Source organism: Rothia sp. 11254D007BW (assembly GCF_053548195.1).
On record NZ_JBPWPK010000001.1, the window covers coordinates 1,286,322 to 1,303,211 of the forward strand.

General features: G+C 61.5%; 10 protein-coding genes. 8 read left to right on the forward strand and 2 right to left on the reverse strand.

Features of this window, described 5'->3' with window-relative positions; all coding sequences use genetic code 11:
* Positions 1–19 precede the first annotated feature (19 nt).
* Positions 20–1,837, forward strand: coding sequence for an acetyl/propionyl/methylcrotonyl-CoA carboxylase subunit alpha (locus ACEE43_RS05755; protein WP_449108186.1), 1,818 nt, complete (start codon positions 20–22; stop codon positions 1,835–1,837).
* A gap of 166 nt (positions 1,838–2,003) precedes the next feature.
* Positions 2,004–3,401, forward strand: a complete 1,398-nt coding sequence (locus tag ACEE43_RS05760; RefSeq protein WP_449108185.1) for an MFS transporter — start codon at positions 2,004–2,006, stop codon at positions 3,399–3,401.
* A gap of 144 nt (positions 3,402–3,545) precedes the next feature.
* On the opposite strand, the gene ACEE43_RS05765 is transcribed toward ACEE43_RS05760, so the two are convergent.
* Positions 3,546–4,964 (reverse strand): NAD(P)H-quinone dehydrogenase, encoded by a 1,419-nt coding sequence (locus ACEE43_RS05765; RefSeq protein ID WP_237187081.1) that lies wholly within the window; start codon positions 4,962–4,964, stop codon positions 3,546–3,548.
* Positions 4,965–5,084: 120 nt separating this feature from the next.
* On the opposite strand from ACEE43_RS05765, the gene ACEE43_RS05770 reads away from it, so the two are divergent.
* The 4 genes from ACEE43_RS05770 to ACEE43_RS05785 all read left to right on the forward strand — a co-directional run bounded on the left by ACEE43_RS05770 (position 5,085) and on the right by ACEE43_RS05785 (position 8,709).
* Positions 5,085–5,870, forward strand: coding sequence for a purine-nucleoside phosphorylase (locus tag ACEE43_RS05770; protein WP_449108218.1), 786 nt, complete (start codon positions 5,085–5,087; stop codon positions 5,868–5,870).
* 14 nt (positions 5,871–5,884) lie between these two features.
* Positions 5,885–7,573 (forward strand): phospho-sugar mutase, encoded by a 1,689-nt coding sequence (locus tag ACEE43_RS05775; protein WP_449108184.1) that lies wholly within the window; start codon positions 5,885–5,887, stop codon positions 7,571–7,573.
* 29 nt (positions 7,574–7,602) lie between these two features.
* Entirely contained in the window at positions 7,603–8,295 is a 693-nt protein-coding gene (gene deoC, locus ACEE43_RS05780) for a deoxyribose-phosphate aldolase (protein WP_185173361.1), read from the forward strand.
* A gap of 87 nt (positions 8,296–8,382) precedes the next feature.
* Positions 8,383–8,709 carry a hypothetical protein gene (locus tag ACEE43_RS05785; RefSeq protein WP_449108183.1) on the forward strand — a complete coding sequence of 109 codons (327 nt, stop codon included), beginning with the start codon at positions 8,383–8,385 and terminating at the stop codon, positions 8,707–8,709.
* 157 nt (positions 8,710–8,866) lie between these two features.
* Here the strand turns inward: ACEE43_RS05785 and mfd are convergent, their stop codons facing one another.
* On the reverse strand, positions 8,867–12,511 hold the full coding sequence (gene mfd / locus ACEE43_RS05790; protein WP_449108182.1) for a transcription-repair coupling factor: 3,645 nt from the start codon (positions 12,509–12,511) through the stop codon (positions 8,867–8,869).
* 341 nt (positions 12,512–12,852) lie between these two features.
* Between mfd and ACEE43_RS05795 the strand changes: the two genes are divergently transcribed.
* Both ACEE43_RS05795 and ACEE43_RS05800 read left to right on the forward strand, forming a co-directional pair.
* Positions 12,853–13,614, forward strand: coding sequence for a hypothetical protein (locus ACEE43_RS05795; protein ID WP_449108181.1), 762 nt, complete (start codon positions 12,853–12,855; stop codon positions 13,612–13,614).
* A 6-nt stretch (positions 13,615–13,620) separates the two neighbouring features.
* Entirely contained in the window at positions 13,621–16,764 is a 3,144-nt protein-coding gene (locus tag ACEE43_RS05800; RefSeq protein WP_449108180.1) for a fibrinogen-like YCDxxxxGGGW domain-containing protein, read from the forward strand.
* The last annotated feature ends 126 nt before the right edge of the window (positions 16,765–16,890 follow it).

Sequence of the window (16,890 nt, forward strand, 5' to 3'; positions counted from 1 at the left end):
AACCCGAGGAGCTTTCATAGTGACTGCACATAACGACCTGGCCCAGGCCTTTACCCCGGTGAAGGGGCGCCACACCGGCCCCGTCAGCAAGGTACTGATTGCTAACCGCGGTGAAATTGCTGTTCGCGTTATTCGTGCCGCCCAGGACGAGGGACTAGCAACCGTCGCTGTCTACGCAGACCCCGACCGCGAGGCCCAGCACGTACTGTTAGCCGATGAGTCCTACGCGCTAGGTGGCACCACTGCGGCCGAGTCCTACCTGGTCATGGATAAGCTACTTGAGGTTGCTAAGCGCTCTGGCGCCGACGCCGTGCACCCCGGCTACGGCTTCCTTTCTGAGAATGCCCAGTTCGCCCAGCAGGTCATCGACGCCGGCCTGACCTGGATTGGCCCCTCCCCCGAGTCCATCAACCGCCTGGGTGACAAGGTAGCTGCCCGCCATATCGCCGAGAAGGTCGGCGCCCCGCTGGTTCCCGGTACCAAGGACCCGGTCAAGAGCGCCGCTGAGGTTGAAAAATTTGCGGACGAGTACGGCCTGCCCGTTGCTATCAAGGCAGCTTTTGGCGGCGGCGGGCGCGGCATCAAGGTCGCCCGCGAGCGCGAAGGTATCGGGGATCTCTACGAGTCAGCTGTCCGCGAGGCTATCGCCGCCTTTGGCCGCGGCGAGTGCTTCATTGAGCGCTTCCTTGACTCCCCCCGTCACGTTGAAACCCAGTGCCTGGCCGACGCCCACGGCAATGTTGTGGTTGTTTCGACCCGTGACTGCTCCCTGCAGCGCCGCAACCAGAAGCTGGTAGAAGAGGCCCCGGCCCCCTACCTGACCAAGGAGCAGAACGAGCGCCTGTACGAGGCGTCCAAGGCTATCCTGCGCGAGGCAGGCTACCAGGGTGCCGGTACCTGCGAATTCCTGGTGGGTACCGACGGCACCATCTCCTTCCTCGAGGTTAACACCCGCCTGCAGGTTGAGCACCCGGTCTCCGAAGAGGTCACCGGCATTGACCTGGTGCGCGAGCAGTTCCGCATCGCCCGCGGTGAGACCATCGAAGCCACCGACCCCGAGGTACGCGGCCACTCCTTCGAATTCCGCATCAACGGTGAGGACGCCGGCCGCAGCTTCATGCCCTCCCCCGGCACCATCGAGAAGCTGGTTATACCCACCGGCCCGGGCGTCCGCTGGGATTCCGGCGTTATTGCAGGCGATACCGTCAGCGGCAACTTTGACTCCATGATTGCTAAGCTCATCGTCACCGGCGCCACCCGCGAGCAGGCCCTACAGCGGGCCCGCCGCGCCCTGGGTGAGCTGGTCATCGAGGGTATGCCCACCGTTGCCAACTTCCACCGCGCCGTGCTCGATGAGCCTGCCTTCGCCCCTGCCCCCGGCGGTGACTTTGCTGTTCATACCCGCTGGATTGAAACCGAGTTCAAGAACACCCTGCCCGCCTACGACGGTGCCCTCACCCTGGCTGAGGCCGATGAAGAGCGCCAGAAGATTACCGTTGAGGTCAACGGCAAGCGCATGGAAGTCGTCCTGCCCGCCCTAGGTGGTACTACCGCCAAGCCCGCCGCCGCGTCCAAGGCCCGAAAGTCCCGCTCAAGCCGCGGGGGCGCGTCCGGCTCTGCCAACAGCAATGAGCTCACCAGCCCCATGCAGGGCACCATCGTCAAGGTTGCCAGCAAGGAGGGCGCCAAGGTCGCCGAAGGCGATTTGATCGTCGTTCTGGAAGCCATGAAGATGGAGCAGCCCATCACCGCCCACAAGGCAGGCAAGGTCACCGGACTCAAGCTCAAGGCGGGCGATACCGTCTCAGCCGGGGCAATTATCGCCACCATCAAATAAAAGTACCGCGCACGGACTAGGCCGGGCCCCCTTGCCACTAGGTAAGGGGGCCTGACCTATACCCGACCCCCATAAGCTCACATAGTGGAATTGAAGTTTCACATAGAGAACACCAGTTTTAGAGTAAAACTGTTCAACACATTCCACACACCCTCAGAGAGATCCTGTGAGCACCACAACCGCCACCCCAGCGTCCTCTTCTGCCACCGAGCAGACCGTGCCCCGCAGCCGCGTCATCCTGGCGTCGCTCATCGGCACCACCATCGAGTTCTACGACTTCTACATCTACGCCACCGCCGCCGTGGCAGTCTTCCCCGCCCTCTTCTTCACCGGCGAGGACGACACCGCCAAGCTCCTCGCCTCCATGGCGACCTTCGGCGCAGCCTTCATCGCCCGCCCCATCGGCTCCATCGTCTTTGGCCACTTCGGCGACAAGGTAGGCCGCAAGGCAACCCTGGTCGGTGCACTCCTGACCATGGGCATCGCCACCTTCCTCATCGGTCTGCTCCCCACCTACTACCAGATTGGCCTGTGGGCACCGGCCATGCTGACCATCCTGCGCTTCTGCCAGGGCCTAGGCCTCGGCGGCGAATGGTCAGGCGCAGCCCTACTGGCCACCGAATACGCCGAAGAAGGTAAGCGCGCCCGCGCCGCCATGTGGCCCCAGCTCGGCGCCCCGTTCGGCTTCATCCTCGCCAACGGCTTCATGCTGCTACTCACCGTCGCCATGGGCTTCACCTCCCTCGCCGCCGGCGACACCATCGACCACAACTTCCTCGTCTGGGGCTGGCGCATCCCCTTCATCGCCTCCATCATCATGGTCGCAGTCGGCCTCTACGTGCGCTTCAAGCTCGAAGAAACCCCCGTCTTCAAACAAGCCCTCGAAAAGGACGAAAAGGTCAAGACCCCGCTCGCTGAAGCCTTCAAGGTAGCCTGGTGGCCCATGATTCAGGGCACCTTCATCATGCTCGCCACCTACGTACTCTTCTACCTCATGACCGCCTGGATCCTCTCCTTCGGCATCGGCAAGGTAGAAAAGGGCGGCCTGGGCATCGCCTACCGCGAATTCCTGGTCATCCAGCTCATCACCATTCTCTTCTTCGCCGCCATGGTTCCGGTCTCCGGCTGGCTAGCCGACAAGTACGGCCGCCGTTCCTCCCAGCTCGTCATAACCGGCGCCATCATCATCTTCGGCCTCTCCTTCGGCTACCTCATGGACCCCTCCGTCGTCGGCACCGGTGAGGACGCCAACGCCGGCCGCATCGTCCTCTTCATGGCCATCGGCATGACCCTCATGGGCCTGACCTTCGGTTCCATGAGCGCCTACCTGCCCGAGCTCTTCCCCACCAACGTCCGCTACACCGCCTCAGGTATCAGCTACAACGTCGCCTCCATCCTGGGCGCAGCGCTGACCCCCTACGCAGCGGTGTGGCTGAACGCCAACGGTGGTGTGGGCGCAGTCGGCCTCTACCTGGCCGGCGCAGGTCTGCTCACCCTGATCTTCATGGCGATCACCCATGAAACCCGCGACGTGGACCTGACCACCATGGCCCGCACTAAGTAGGGGAGAGCTTTAACGACACAAAGGGAGGGGTAGCGCCCGTTCGGAGCCGACTGGCTGGGGCTGGCATGAATCGCTTGCGAGCTTGCGAGCCAGCGAGAAGGTTAGTCGGCAAGAGCGGGCGCTACCCCTCCCCTTTTTCATTTACTACTGCATGGTGTGCAACTGCCGCGCGGCTTCTGAGATAGAGCCGGTCAGCGAGGGGTAGACCGTGAAGGTCTCAGCAATATCGTCGACGTGCAGCTTCTTATCAACGGCCAGAGACAGCGGGAAGATGAGCTCTGAGGCGCGGGGGCCTACCACCACACCGCCGATAACGGTTCCCGAGTGCTTGCGGGCAAAGATTTTGATGAAGCCGTCCTCTACCGCCATCATCTTGGCGCGCGGATTGGTAGCCAGCGGCAGCATGACCATATCGGCCTGGTACTTCCCCGACTCAATTTCGCTCTGGCTCACGCCGACGGTTGCAATTTCAGGGGCCGTAAAGATGTTGGCGGCAACCTGGTGGGTGCGCAGGGGCTTGACGATGTCGCCCAGCATGTGCGAAACAGCAACGCGCCCCTGCATCGCGGCAACAGAAGCCAGAGGGTAAACCCCGGTACAGTCACCGGCCGCATAAATGTTGGGGATGTTAGTGCGGGAGACGCGATCCACGTTAATATGCCCTGATTCGCTCACCTCAACCCCGGCGTCCTCAAGACCCAGATTTTCGGTATTGGGAATCGACCCCACAGCAATCAGCACGTGGGAGCCAGCCACCTTGCGCCCGTCCCCCAGGGTGACAATGACGCCGTCGCCGGCCTCGTTGTAGCAGGCGGCTTCGGCGCGGGAGCGGGGCATAACGCGCACGCCCTTACGTTCGAAAACATTTTCAAGGACGGTCGCGGCGTCCTCGTCCTCACCGGGCAGCACCCGGTCGCGGGAGGAAATCAGGGTAACCCGCGAGCCCAAACCGTTGTAGGCCGAGGCGAACTCTGCACCGGTCACACCGGACCCGACCACAATCAGATCTTCGGGGAGTTCTTCAAGTGAGTAGAGCTGGGTCCAGTTGAGAATGCGCTTACCGTCCGGCTTAGCGGTGGGTAGCTCGCGGGGGTGAGTACCCACCGCCAGAATGATGAACTCGGTGGTCAGGTCATAGGTCAGCCCGCTGGAATCGGTCACCTGCACGGTGTGGCGGTCCACCAGCTTGCCGCGGCCATCAATCACTTTGACGCCGCTACGTTCAAGGGTGCGTTTAATATCGTGGGACTGCTGATGAGCCAGGTCAATCAGACGCTTATTCACCTTGGCCAGGTCAACCGAAATGGGCGGCGGCGCGTCATTATCGCCCACCGAAATGGCGAGTTCCTGGGCCTTGCCGAAGCGGTTGCGGGCGTCCGCACTAGCAATCAGGGTTTTGGAGGGTACGACGTCGGTGAGGACGGCCGAGCCGCCCATGCCCTTATCTTCGATGATAGTGACGTCGGCGCCGTGGCTTGCAGCGACCAGGGCAGCTTCATAACCGCCGGGGCCACCGCCGAGAATGACAATTTTGTGCGATGCGTAGTCTGTTTTGAGAGTCACCCCTTTATTGTGTCGCACATCGCACGCACGCTCAACTCTGGGCAGGTTTGGTACCGTAGAAGGGTGTTGAATGATTCAAATATTTCCGCTGTTTCCACCGCTGACCCTCACCACCCGGCACTGGTTCGTGCCCGTGAGGCCGCGGAGTTCATTGCCGAGAAAACCGGCGTCGAGAAGCACGACCTTGCGCTGACGCTGGGTTCAGGCTGGGGCGAGGCCGCCTCACTCATTGGCGAGGCCACCCATGTTCTCTCAGCCGATGAGGTACCTGGCTTCCACAAGGCCGCCGTGGTGGGCCACCCCGGTACCCTGACCTCAATTCTGACCGAAAGCGGCAAGCGAGCCCTGGTGATTGGCTCCCGCACCCACTTCTACGAGGGCCGCGGCGTTGACGCTGTCGTCCACGGTGTACGCACCGCAGCTGCCGCAGGCGCTGAGACCATGATTCTCACCAACGGCTGCGGCGGCCTGAACCCCGCCTACTCCGCCGGTGAACCCGTCCTGATCTCTGACCACCTGAACTTCACCTCAGCCTCCCCGCTCACCGGAGCCCACTTCGTTGACCTAACCGACCTGTACTCCCCTCGCATCCGCGAGATTGCCCGCAGCATTGACCCCTCCCTGCAGGAAGGCGTTTACATGCAGTTCCCCGGCCCCCACTACGAGACCCCAGCCGAGGTTAAGATGGCAGGTGTACTGGGTGCTGATCTAGTGGGCATGTCCACCGCTCTTGAAGCCATTGCCGCCCGCGCAGCAGGCCTTGAGGTCTTTGGTATTTCACTCGTCACCAACCTGGCCGCAGGTATCCAGGAGACCCCCCTCTCTCACGCAGAGGTCATTGAGGCCGGTGAAGCCGCTGGCCCCCGCATTTCCCGCCTGCTCGCAGACATCATCGCGGCCCTCTAAGGACAAGGAAAGATATGTCACTCGATACTCAGCAGCTCCTTGAGCAAGCCCGCACCTGGGCCGCTATCGACCCCGATACAGAAACCAAAGCCCAGCTTGAGGGCATCATTGCCCATGTTGAGGCCGGCGATGAGGGAGCAACCGCCGATTTGGCCGACCGTTTTTCTGGCACCCTGCAGTTCGGCACCGCGGGTCTGCGCGCCGAACTGGGTGCTGGCCCCATGCGCATGAACCGTGTCGTTGTTCAGCGTGCTGCCCAGGGCCTGGCAGACTACGCCACCGCGCGCGCGTCCGCCGAGGGCTGGGAGAAGATTTCTGCCGTGGTGGGTTTTGACGCCCGCAAGAATTCGGATGTCTTCGCCCTCGACACCGCCGCTATCTTCACCGCTGCCGGTATTGAGGTCCACCTCATGCCCTCAGCCCTACCCACCCCTGTGACTGCCTGGGCGACCCGCGAATACGGGGCTGAAATTGGCGTCATGGTCACTGCCTCCCACAACCCGCCTAACGACAACGGCTACAAGGTCTACCTGGGCGGAGCGGCCGTTGAGCCAGGTGCCCGCGGCGCCCAGATCATTCCTCCCTACGACGGCGACATTGCAGCCGCTATCGCCGCTGTTGAAACCCCGGTACTGGCCGCTGACGGCTGGACGGTCCTGCCCGAGAGCGTGGCTACCGACTACATAGCCCGCGTCACTCCCCTGGTCGAACAGAAGGAACGCAACCTCAAGATCGTTCTGACCCCCATGCACGGGGTGGGCGGTAAGACCGCTGAGGCTGTGCTGCGTCAGGCCGGCTTCACCAACGTCACCCTGGTACCCGAGCAGGCAGATCCCGACCCCAACTTCTCCACCGTGGCCTTCCCCAACCCCGAAGAGCCCGGCGCCCTCGACCTTGCCATGGCCCTGGCCGAAAAGGTTGATGCCGACCTGATTATCGCCAACGACCCGGACGCCGACCGCGCGGCTTTCGCCGTCAAGCGAGACGGTGCCTGGGCGATGCTGCGCGGCGACGAAACCGGTGCGATCCTAGCTACCCGGGTGCTGGCGTCCGTCACCGACGCCGAAAGCGCAACCTTCGCCAACTCGATTGTTTCCTCCCGCCTGGCAGGGGCCATCGCCAAGGCTGCGGGGGTAGCCCACTACGAAACCCTGACCGGCTTCAAGTGGATTGCCCGCGTCGATAACCTGACTTTCGGCTACGAAGAAGCGCTGGGCTACTGTGTCGACCACGCCCAGGTGCGCGATAAGGACGGCATCTCAGCCGCCCTGGTTATGGCCGATTACGCCCAGGAGCTTAAGGACGCCGGTTCCTCCTTCCCCGCCCTCCTCGACGAGCTTGCCACCGAGCACGGCCTCTACGCCACAGACCAGCTCTCCGTCCGCGTCGACGACATCGCCCAGATCCCGGCGATGATGAAGCGCCTGCGCGCTAACTCGCCCGCAGAGCTCGCCGAATCCCCTGTGGTGTCGGTTGAAGACCTCACCGAGGGCACCGAAACCCTGCCACCCACCGACGGTATGCGCTACTACACCGAGGACTCCACCCGCGTCATCGTGCGCCCCTCCGGCACCGAGCCCAAGCTCAAGTGCTATCTCGAAGTGGTCGTACCGGTCAGCGGTTCCGTAGCCGATGCCCGCCAGGTTGCTAGCACCAAACTGGCCCTGCTCAAGGCAGACATGACCGCGGCTCTGGGCCTCTAAACAAACCAAGATTTCAAGGAAGAAACACTATGACTCTCGAACTTTCAGCAGCCGAACTGGCTGCCATGATTGACCACACCATCCTGGCCCCCTCCGCCTCAGAGGCTGACGTCCGCCGCCTCTGCGCCGAGGCCAAGCAGTACGGCTTCGCCTCCGTCTGTGCCAACCCCGTCTGGGCTCCCGTGCTGGCTGAGGAGCTGGCCGGGTCTGCGTCCGTCCCCTGCGTGGTTGTGGGCTTCCCCTTTGGTGCTTCCGCCACCGAGGTCAAGGCTTTTGAAGCCAAGACCGCCGTTGAGGCCGGTGCCCGTGAGGTCGATATGGTCATCAACATCGCCGACGCCCGTGCAGGCAAGAAGGACGCCCTGGTGGCAGATATCAAGGCTGTCGCCGAGGCTACCCACGCCGGTGGTGCCCTGCTCAAGGTCATCATTGAGACCTCCGAGCTGACCGACGACCAGAAGGTTCTGGCCTGCCAGGCCTCCGTTGAAGCCGGGGCCGACTTCGTCAAGACCTCCACCGGCTACTCGTCCTCCGGTGCAACCGTCGAAGATATTGCCCTGATGCGCGCCACCGTCGGCCCCGACCTGGGTGTAAAGGCCTCGGGCGGCGTCCGCACCCGCGAAGAAGCCCTCGCCATGATTGAAGCAGGTGCCACCCGTATCGGTGCCTCAAAGGGTATCGCTATCATCGGCGCGGGCGAAGCTGCTGAGGGCGGCTACTAGGCCAGGTTTGTCTCTGTCATATGGTGCGAACCACCGGCATAGCACCTATACTGAGTAATAAAGTACACACACGAAAAGGACTTCCCCATGTCTAAGACCACTGATAAGTCAGAGGCTGAGAAGCGCTCCAACGTTGAATCCTTCGGGATGGAATCCGGCGCCCCCGCCCGCAACGGCACCCCCCAGTACTCAGGCACCAAGGAACTGGGCTCTAACATCGCCCTCTTCGTTCTTTGCTTCGTGCTCCTGCTGGGCTGCCTCTACACCCTGGGCATGTACCCCGAGGGTGGCTGGGGCTGGTGGACCGTAGCTGTTCTGCTCTACGGCGTCACCTTCATCATCCCCCTGTGGTTCCTGCCTTCGAAGACCAACGAGAAGGTTCGCACCAGCGGCACTGAGCTCTCACTCAAGTAAAGAGACGCACGCTGCTCACACCAAGGGGCGGCCCACCTATTCAGGTGGGCCGCCCCTTGCTTCTGCCTGCAGAAGCACCGATGGGGGTAGGTACCATCTAGTTCAGAAAAACCCACAAACCAGATGGGTTTTTCTGACTCAGATGGTACCTACCGCGTTATGAACCGGCGACGCCGGCCTCGAAGATGGCATGGATGAACTGCTCGGTCCACTCCACCATGGCATCATCCACCAGGTCTTTACCCCCAACAGCGGACGTCTTGGGGCGGGGCACCAGAATCTGCCAGTTCTCGGTACCCGGAATCTGACGGTACTGGGCACCCGGGTACATGCGATCTAGTCGCATCTGGCGGGACTCCGGCAGGTCATTGGCCGGGAAAAAGCGCACTTTGGGGCCCATCGCCACAATTTCGCTCAGCCCCACGGCACGAGCACGATGGCGGAGGGCAGCAATCTTGAACAGGTTTTCAACCGGGGCAGGCGGGGTGCCGTATCGATCAACCAGTTCTTCGCGGGCCTCTGCCAGTTCTTCAGCGGTCTGGGCCTGGGCAATCTGCCGATAGGCAGACAGGCGCAGGCGCTCTGAACTCACGTAGTCGTGCGGCATGTGGGCGTTGACCGGCAGATCGACCTTAATCTCAGCGGGAGCTTCTTCCTTCTCCCCGTGCTGGAAGTTAGCCACGGCCTCCCCCACCAGGCGCAGGTAGAGGTCAAAGCCAACACCGGCGATATGGCCCGACTGTTCACCGCCCAGCAGGTTACCGGCACCGCGAATTTCTAGGTCCTTCATGGCCAAGCGCATACCGGCGCCCAGTTCGTTGTGGGTCGCCACCGCCTTCAGACGCTCATGGGCGACCTCGGTCAGCACCTTCTCAGCCGGGTAAAGGAAGTAGGCGTAGGCGCGCTCGCGGCCGCGCCCCACGCGTCCGCGCAACTGGTGGAGCTGGGACAGGCCGTAATTCTGGGCCTGATCCACAATCAGGGTGTTGGCGTTTGAAATATCCAGGCCGGTTTCGACAATGGTGGTCGAGACCAGCACATCGAACTTGCGTTCCCAGAAGTCCACGATGATCTTTTCCAGGCGGGATTCGCTCATGCGCCCGTGGGCCACCGCGATGCGGGCCTCGGGCACCAGTTTTTGAATCTCGTTGGCGGTCTCTTCGATGGTTGAGACCCGGTTATGCACCACAAAGACCTGCCCCTCGCGCATGAGTTCGCGGCGGATGGCGGCGGTAATTTGCTTGTCGGTGCGGGGGCCGACGAAGGTGAGGACGGGGTGGCGCTCCTCGGGCGGGGTGGCCAGGGTGGACGTCTCGCGGATGCCGGTTAGGGACATCTCCAGGGTTCGCGGGATGGGGGTAGCACTCATGGCCAGCACATCCACGTTGGTGCGCATGGTTTTGAGCTTTTCCTTGTGCTCAACACCGAAGCGCTGTTCCTCATCGATAATGACCAGGCCCAGGTCTTTCCAGTCCACCGACTCGGAGAGAATGCGGTGGGTACCGACGACCACGTCGACAGACCCGTTCTTGATGCCCTCAGCGATTTCAGCTGATTCCTTGGCCTTCTGGAAACGGGAGAGCACCTTGATGGAGACCGGGAAGCCCGAGAAACGCTCGGTGAAGGTCTCGTAGTGCTGCTGGGCCAGCAGGGTGGTGGGGACGAGCACGGCCACCTGTTTACCGTCCTGCACGGCCTTGAAGGCAGCACGCACAGCGATTTCGGTCTTGCCGTAGCCCACGTCGCCCGAGATTAGGCGGTCCATGGGGATTTCGCGCTCCATATCGGCCTTGACCTCATTGATAGCCGAGAGCTGGTCGGGGGTTTCGTTGTAGGGGAAAGCTTCTTCCAGTTCGCGCTGCCAGGGGGTGTCGGGGCCGAAGGCGTGGCCGCGGGAGGCCTGGCGGGCTGAGTAGAGTTTAATCAGGTCAGCAGCAATTTCCTTGACAGCCTTGCGGGCCTTTGACTTGGTTTTAGCCCAGTCGGAGCCACCCATCTTTGACAGCGTCGGGGCATCGCCCCCCACGTAGTTAGAGACCTGGTCTAGCTGGTCCGAGGGCACAAAAAGGCGGTCCTTGGGCCCGCCCCGTTTTGAGGGGGCGTACTCCAGCACCAGGTATTCCTTCATGGGCTTGGGCTGCCCGGGCATGACGGTTGCCCCGGCAATGGGGCGCTGAATCAGCTCGACGAACTGGCCGATACCGTGCTGTTCGTGCACCACGTAGTCGCCGGCTGACAGGCTCATGGGGTCAACCGCGTTCTTGCGGCGGCGCACCGGTAGCTTACCGCTGCGCAGGTCGCGGGTGGCGTAGGGGCTGGTGCGGCCCAGGATATCTGCCTCGGTCAGTAGACCCAGCTTTTCGCCGTCCATCATGAAGCCGCGCCCCATGGAGGCGGTGGTCATCTCGATGATGCCCGGCTCAGGCAGTTTCGTCAGGCTGTCCACGCGAGACGCCGGTATCTCGGCTTCCTGGAAAAGGTCAAGCAGGCGGGTGAGCGGGCCTGGCCCATCGGTGACCACGGTAATCCGCCACCCGTCCTTTACCTTCTTCCCAACTTCGGTCAGCAGCTCGGTCACGTTGCCCGAGTAGGTATGGGGGGCGCGGGCAGCCAGCTGGACCGAGTCAATCCCGTCATCGATGGCATCATCGACGCCCAGGGCCGTCATAGCCCACCAGCCAAAGCCCTTCGCGAGGGCGGTTTCTCGCAGGGTGGCAATGGTGCGGAAGCTACCGGCGCTCAGACCATCGGGGCCGTTGGCACCCAGGTCGATGGGGGCGTCCGTAGTGTCGGTGACAGAATCCCAGGCCGCCAGCAGGAACTCCTCGTTGGTAGCAACCAGGTCGGTTGCGCGGGAGCGTACCTTTTCCGGCTCGATAATGAGGGGCAGGGACCCCGGGGGCAGGTGGTCGAGCAGGGTCACCATATCGTCAACCAGCAGGGGAATCAGGGACTCCATGCCCTCAACATAAATACCACCGGCAATTTTTTCGAGCATGGCGGCAGCGCCCGGGAAGGACCCTTTGAGCCTGGCTGCCCGACTCATCACGCTGGGGGTAATCAGGAGTTCGCGGCAGGGAGGGGCGAGTAGCTCGGTGGGGTGGTCTTTGCCGGGCAGGGTGCGCTGGTCAGCAACCGAGAACCAGCGGATATTCTCGACCTCGTCCCCAAAGAATTCGATACGGGCGGGGTGAGCTGCGGTCGGTGAGAAAATATCGATAATGCCGCCGCGCACGGCAAATTCTCCGCGCTTTGACACCAGGTCAACGCGGGAATAGGCGGCCGATGCGAGAGATTTAATCAGGGCATCAAAGTCTTGTTCTTCGCCCATCCGCAGGGTCACCGGCTGCATTTTTTCGAGACCTGCGACCAGGGGCTGCAGCACCGAGCGGATAGGGGCAACGAGCACCCGGGGAGCGGACGCACCCCCCTCGGCGAGGGCGCGCAAGACCGCTAGGCGCTGGCCCACGGTATCGCTTCGCGGGGAGAGACGCTCATGGGGCAGGGTTTCCCAGGCCGGGAAGAGCTGGGCCTGTCCAGGCTCTAGCACCGATTCTAGGGCGGTGACGGTGTCTTCAGCCTCGCGGTCGGTAGCGGTGACAGCTAGCAGGACGGGCGGGGTCGGCTCGGTCTGGGTGGCAAGTTGCTGGGCTATACCGGCAAGCAGAAAGGGCCTGGCCCCGTCAGGAGAGCCAATCAGAAATTCATCGAGGCGGGCTTTGGGGTCTGCACCTGCCTGGGTGATGATTGCGGTATAGCTGGGCTCATGGGTGAGGGCTTGGGCAAGGCCGCTCAGTGACATCTTCACTCCCCTGGGGTAAGGCCGGTTGGTGCAGGCTCCATTATCCCACAGGCATCTTCACTACCCTAAGGGCTAAACCGCTAAGACGGTAGAAACCTCTATTCAAGAAAATAACTAATACAAGTGTGATAAACACCAATAGTATTTTCGAGGAAAACCATTCTTGTCCCCATAAGTTACTACCGAGTAACCCCATCTTTTCCGCCTAAGGCTATTAACCCACCCGAGGACCAACCGGTAGTATGAGATGACCGGTAAAGCACTCTGGCAAAACCCCACTCCTTTCGCACGGAGCACCAGCGAGCTTTACCCCACCACGCACCACAACTTTTAGGGACTTAATGAAACAATTAGGGACACCCCTCTCTGCTGCCCTGCGCGCGCCCAGCCTGCGCACCGGCGTCCTTGCCCTGTGCGCCAGCGCCACTCTAGCCCTGGCGGCCTGCGGCTCATCCGACAGCAACGCTAGCAGCTCTGAAAGTGCTTCAAGCTCAGCCTCTGCAGCAGCGGCAACCGCAACAAATAGCGCCGGTGAAACGCTCACCGAAAACTTCGCGGGTTCCGAAGCCCTCGCTGAAGCGAGCGAAGCCGCTGTAGACACCGAAGAAGTTCAAACCACCGAACAGCTCTACACCGCTATCCAAGGGGCGCTCGGCGGAATTGAACCAGCTACCGGGTCCAGCGACGCAAACAGCACCGGGGAAGAAATTTCCAGCGATACCGAAAGCGTTCAAGCCAACGAAAACGCGGTTGATAGCTACGTCTCTGCAGAAACCACAGCGCAGCTTGAAGCAGCAGCCACCGGCACAGCCCTTGACCAGTACCTTGCTACCGCAACCGAGTACGCCCAGTCAGGCTGGCATGTTGAGGGAACCTCAACCGTCGTGGGCACCCCCCGCATCGCCGATGGTGAGTACAACGGCCAGGCAGCCAAAATCATGGAAGTCTGCCTCGATTCCTCGGGAGTCAAAGTTGTAGATGCTGCGGGTAACACCGTCAGTTCCAACCAGTTCCCCCGCTCACTCAACATTTTTACTCTGGTCGAAAACAACGGGGAATGGAAGATTGCTTCCCACGACTTCCCCAACAACGCAGATTGCTAAACACACATGAAAAAACCCTCACTGTTTACTAAGATCGCCGTTGGTGCGGTTGCCCTGGGCGTTGGCGTCTCCGTCATCCCCGGCGCTATTGCAACCAACGAGTATGTAGCCAACGGTCTCACTACCGAAACCGCAGCGGCGTCCTGCTGGGAAATCAAGCAGAACGACCCCGAATCCAAGTCAGGTGCCTACTGGCTCTGGACCGACGAAATGGACGCCCCCGCCCAGTTCTACTGTGACCAGGAAACCAACGGCGGTGGCTGGGTCATGATTGGCCGCGGCCGTGAAGGCTGGAGCGAGGACTACGCCGGTAAGGGCGACCCCCGCGAGCTCGCAACTAACCCCGACGGCACCGATGCCTTCTCCCCTGTCCAGCTTCCCTCCTCCACCGTGGACGCCCTGCTGGGCGACACCAAGGTACAGGACCTTGAGGACGGCGTGCGCTTCTACCGCGCGGGTAATGCCGCCGGCACCACCTGGCAGAACATGTATGCAAAGCGCACCAAGACTGAAAACTGGTCGTGGACCCTCTCTGCCTACCACCCCTGGGAAAGCATCCGCTACGATAATGACCCTTCACTGGGCGCTGACCGATCCGTAGCCACCTCAGTCAACCGTATCTCCAACGATAACGACTACTACTACTCCAACAACTTCTACGGCCGAAGCAACCAGTCCTGGAAGATTGGCTTCGCCTTTGGTCGCAACGTCCAGGGCACCGATACCGCCGCCTCCTACCTGTGGGGCCCTCGCGGTACCGGCTACGGTATCCCCTTCACCCAGGTTTTCGTCCGCCCCAAACTTACCCAGGCTGACCTGAACCTGACCGACATCGCAGATAGCGGTACCGCAGCAGCTACCGAACGTGCGCTGCCCGCTAGCTTCTCATCCCGCGTCATTTGGCGTACCAGCGCTAACAGCGGCACCGGTTCCACCAGTGAGCTGAACACCCGCGTCCAGGCCATTAACCAGCTGGGCGATACCGTCTACACCGGCGGCGACTTCGCCTTCGTTGAAAACGCCACCACCGGCGAGAAGGTACAGCAGAAGTTCATCGCCGGCTACAATGTCAACACCGGTGAGCTGGTTCGTTCCTTCGCTCCCCAGCTCAACGGCCAGGTCAAGGCTATTTCACCCCTCCCCAACGGCAAACTGGCAGTTGGTGGCGAGTTCACCCGGGTCAACGGTCAGCCCTCTAACGGCTTTGTCATTCTGGACCCCGTCACCGGTGCAACCGACACCTCACTGGGCTGGGACGTTGTCAACCGCAACGCCAGCGGCACCTCCTTCGTCAAAGCTATCGATGTGCAGGGCAACTATGTCTACATCGGCGGTAACTTCACCCACGTTAAGGGTGCCACCTCAGATACCTACGCCTACTCCAAGAACATCGCCCGTTTCCGTCTGAACGACAACTCGGTTGACTGGTCCTGGCGCCCCGTGACCAACGGTACCGTCAACGGTGTTTCGGCAAGCGATGAGGGTGTCGCTATCGCCGGCTACTTCTCAACCCTCAACGACCAGCGTGCATGGAAGCTGGCCTACATCAACACCACCGACGGCAAGGCAGCCCAGAACTGGGAGTGGACCCTGTCTCACCGTGCCACCAACCCCACCCATCGCGATGGCTTCCAGTTCGATGTGCAGGATGCCGGATCAACTATCTGGACTGCGGGTGCTGAACATCTCGTTGCCCAGTACGATAAGTCCAATCTAAGCAACCGTCTGACCACTGCTATCACCAAGAGCGGCGGCGACTTCCAGGACCTATCACTCGATAGCAATAACGTGCTCTACGCCGCCTGCCACTGTGGCGACTGGATTTACTACGGTGCAACCACCCACGACAATCCGTGGAACGCACCCACTTACAGCGGTGTGAACACCATCCGTCTGATTTCTGCATTTGATGCCCAGACCGGCGAGATTCTGCCCCAGTTCAATCCCAGCCTGCAGGGCCAGCGCGGTCACGGTATCTGGGCGTCCTTCACCGACTCCACCGGCACCCTCTGGGTTGGCGGCGATATCACCCGCTCCCTGGGCTACAACGGTGTGCAGCAGACTGTCGGTTTCGCCCGCTACGCGCCCGCTGATTCTACTGCTCCGGCTACCGCGTCCAACCTCTCCGTCACCACCGACGGAACCACCGATACCCTGTCATGGACCGGTGTTTCTGAGCGCGGTGTCACCTACCAGATTCTGCGCGATAACCGCGTGATTGCTTCAACGGCGGACACCAGCTACAAGCTGCCCACCACCGAAGACGCTCGCTACTTCGTCCGCGTCTCCGATGCTGCCGGTAACGTCTCTGCTTCTACCCCGGTCGCTGTAGCGGCTAAGCCTCAGCCCACTCCTGAGCCCACGGTAGAGCCCACCACCGAAGCACCTGCTGAGCCGACTGCTGAACCCACAACCGAAGCTCCGGCTGAGCCTACTGCTGAGCCCACCACCGAAGCTCCAGCTGAGCCCACCGCAGAGCCTACCGCAGAACCCACCACTGAGGCCCCCACTCAGCCCGATAACCCGAATGTGAAGCCCATTGAAGAAATCACTGAGGAGCCGGTTCCCCCGGTAGTTGAGGAAAACCCCGCTCCCGCTGAGCCTGTTGCTCCGGTTGAACCGGTCAAGCCTGCAGATCAGAAGGTTGTTGCCTCGGGCGATAACTGGGATATCGCTTTCGTACTCACCAACGAATACGACAAGACCTGGCGTAACACCAACTACGCCTATAACACCGCCCGTCAGTGGTACGTTGCACCGACCTCCATCGGTTGGGGCGAATTCTCACTGGCAAACCGCGTCCAGTTCGCCTACTACAATCAGCCTATGTCGATGTTCCTACGCAAGGAGATGCAGCTGACTCCCCAGGCCAACCAGGAGCTGGTACTGACCACCTACGCCGATGATGGTCTCGCTATCTACGTCAACGGTCGCGAGGTCAACCGCACCAACCTGATGGCTAACGCAGCTCCCAACACCCCGGCGCGGAAGGCTGTTCCCTACTCACTGGCCAAGGCAACCCCGATTACTGTGGTTGTGCCTGCTAGCCAGCTGAACCAGGGTAAGAATGTGATTGCTGTTGAGGTTCACTCTTACCGTCGCTCCGAGAGCGCTACCTTCGATATGGAAGCTGTTCTGCGCACTAAGTAAGGCATATACCTGCTGGTAAGAGTCTGTGGCCCGTGCTCGATGAGCACGGGCCACGTCTTTTTCTTCAAGACGGCAGAGGCGGACGCCGGTATTCACCCCGACAGGATGAGTCGGCGGATCTAGGGT

Excerpts from the sequence above, each read along its gene's own strand:
- ACEE43_RS05775 (WP_449108184.1), top strand. The coding sequence starts at position 5,885 with ATGTCACTCGATACTCAGCAGCTCCTTGAGCAAGCCCGCACCTGGGCC.
- deoC (WP_185173361.1), top strand. The coding sequence starts at position 7,603 with ATGACTCTCGAACTTTCAGCAGCCGAACTGGCTGCCATGATTGACCAC.
- ACEE43_RS05785 (WP_449108183.1), top strand. The coding sequence starts at position 8,383 with ATGTCTAAGACCACTGATAAGTCAGAGGCTGAGAAGCGCTCCAACGTT.
- mfd (WP_449108182.1), bottom strand. The coding sequence starts at position 12,511 with ATGTCACTGAGCGGCCTTGCCCAAGCCCTCACCCATGAGCCCAGCTAT.
- ACEE43_RS05795 (WP_449108181.1), top strand. The coding sequence starts at position 12,853 with ATGAAACAATTAGGGACACCCCTCTCTGCTGCCCTGCGCGCGCCCAGC.
- ACEE43_RS05800 (WP_449108180.1), top strand. The coding sequence starts at position 13,621 with ATGAAAAAACCCTCACTGTTTACTAAGATCGCCGTTGGTGCGGTTGCC.